General features: G+C 54.4%; 2 protein-coding genes. Both read right to left on the minus strand.

The genetic code is table 11. The annotated features are described in order from the left end of the window. Positions 1-289 precede the first annotated feature (289 nt). The gene (locus ABDB81_RS30235; protein ID WP_346814396.1) at positions 290-718 is read right to left on the minus strand and encodes a hypothetical protein; all 429 of its coding nucleotides are present in this window, start codon (positions 716-718) and stop codon (positions 290-292) included. Between the two features lies 1 nt (position 719). After that, a partial coding sequence (locus ABDB81_RS30240; protein ID WP_346814397.1) for a DUF637 domain-containing protein occupies positions 720-2445 on the minus strand: 1726 nt, incomplete at its 5' end.

Genomic DNA, 2445 nt, shown 5'->3' on the forward strand with positions numbered 1-2445 from the left:
ACAGATCGTGCTCGATACCGTGCAGCGCGGATCGGGGACGGCTTGTTCCACGTACCAGAGCATCGGCGCGTCCAGCGCCTTCACTTGGTCGTCGCTCAGGGAGAGCTAACGCCTGAGCAAACGCATATTACGCATCATTCATTCTTCCGTCTGTAGGCAGCGGCTGATTCAGCGTCCTAATTACTGGAACACCAAATTTCCCCTAACAAATGGATGATCATTACAACATCAAAAAAATTATTTCCCACGACTCACGCGATATTTTCGCCGCTTATCGCAATACATGTTGTCAATCCTTTAACCAGTCACGAGCTGACGGTCGCACCGCTCCAAATTGATACGCCCCTCTCTCCTCCACATATTTATTCACCACGTCCTGAGAAATATTTACACTCACATATATACCAGAACCACGGATTATTTCTACGGATATTTCCCTCCCAATCATTGTCAATGGCTTCGCGTTTATTAATATTCCAGAAACTCTAGCTCTAGAAAAAATCAACGACATGCCTCCTACTAGTGATGGAACGCTAGCCAAAATTGGATACATCACATCCCCATTCACCAATCTAATCCTTAATAGATGATTGATGTCTTCTGGGTGATGATTATCCAACAAAAATAAACCATCCTCTCGATCTGCCAACCACCCAACCAAGGTGATTTCGCTTCCCACCATTGCATCGGTCAAATTCAACATCGCAACATCTTCCATATCATTTCCCTAGCACAATGGCATTAACTCCGCGGGCCATAGCCGAATCAAGCGCACTGGCTAACACGCCGCGGGGACCGGTAAAAGGATCCCGTGTCATGTAGTAATTTACTCCGTCGACAGTCACCTTGCTATCAACAATAATAAAATGCCCTCCGACGTTGACAATTACTTCTTTCCCCTGTGAAAGCGACTGATTCAATTGCCCCGGAAGAAATACGGTCTCCACGGAGTTTCGAACACCTCCCTTCGAAATAACCGCCGATAGTTCATTCGCATCAACTCCGGTAGTTCGAATTCCGTTAGTAAACTTACCTATTGCCTCCTCCAAAGTAATCGAAACACCAGTATTGTCTCGTATGACCATAGCCGCGCATGCCGGGCCACAAACCGGGGCATTTCCTTGCGATATATAAGAACCAGGTGGCTGGTAAGGAATGGACTTAGGGACATTAATTGTGCCTCCAGCTCCGTCGATCAGAGACCACGTTTTGACGAAATCACTGATTTTCCCATAGGCCGCTGCCCCAACGGGTATGGCACCAAGTACCCCCGACAACCACCGCTCAGCCGTTCCCAACTCCTGACCGCTCAGAGTCTGCCCAGTCACGGCTTGATACAGCATCGCTGCCGAACCATAGTACGGCAACAGATTCGACAATGTATCCGCCAACTTCAGCGCTTGCTCAGGCGTCAGATTGTTCAGTCGGGCGAGCGTCGCCGCAGCCTCTACTTTTCTTACCTGAGTATCAATGTCCCTGAAGTTCTGTTCCGTGCAATTCGGCTCGCAAAGCTTGGTGAGCCTGGCATTTTCGCGTGCGGCAATGCCTCTGGCCGGACCTGTCGATGTCGCATTGTTTATCGCCTCATTCTGAGCCGCCAATCCCGCCGATGTCACATCGACGCCCAGTGCAGCACCAGCCAATCCGCCCACCATCGTCGACAGTCCGACAGTGAGTGCCTGGAGAATCTTGTCGTCGCTGTAGTTCACCACCGCGCTATCGGCGTAGAGCTGATCACGAATCAGCGGCGCTGCCAGCGCACTGGCTGCTCCACCAATCGCACCGCCTGCACAGTCACCCCCGGTCAAGCCCTGTGCCGCGCAGCCAATCAAGGCGTGCGCAGCCGCATTTGCGATGATCGAGTTCGTCGTTGCGCGATCGTCGCCAAGACCCGGAACATTTGCCCCGACTGCATTTGCTGCCAGCGCCGCTGCGTCTCGCACCAGTCCCCCGGCGAAGGCCTGTCCGAAGCTGCCGCCATATACCGCGGTACTAATGCCAGCGCTGATGGCAGAGCGCACAACGCTAGCCTGGGCATAGTTGCCGAGCTGCCCCGCCGCCAGCGTCCAGTCGCCCTTGGCAAGGTTGTCGCCAATGCTACTGATACCGACGTTGTCCAGCTTCATCGCGCCCAGGGCACCCTGTGTCAGCCCTGCGGTCACGCCAGAGATCAACCCCGTTTTGAGCGCCGATCCGAGATTCAGTGAGCCAGTTGTAATGACCTGACTCACCATCGCCGACAGCGTTCCGGCGATCAAGCCGGATACCGCCGCCGACATCGCCGCACCAATACCGGCAGCTGCGAAGGTCGCGCCCGCCGCTACCGTGGCACCCATTGCAGCGGTGTACGCGGCCCCTACAATCGCCGCCCCAGCCCCCGCCGTGACAATCGAAATCGCTACCGCCGCCGCCATCGCCACAATCTGGCCGATGATGCCGAAGCCC

Origin of the sequence: Cupriavidus sp. DL-D2, assembly GCF_039710735.1 — a bacterium.
GTDB lineage: Bacteria > Pseudomonadota > Gammaproteobacteria > Burkholderiales > Burkholderiaceae > Cupriavidus.

What these genes read in the sequence shown, in the direction of transcription:
- ABDB81_RS30235 (WP_346814396.1), bottom strand. Translation starts at nt 718, where the DNA reads ATGGAAGATGTTGCGATGTTGAATTTGACCGATGCAATGGTGGGAAGC.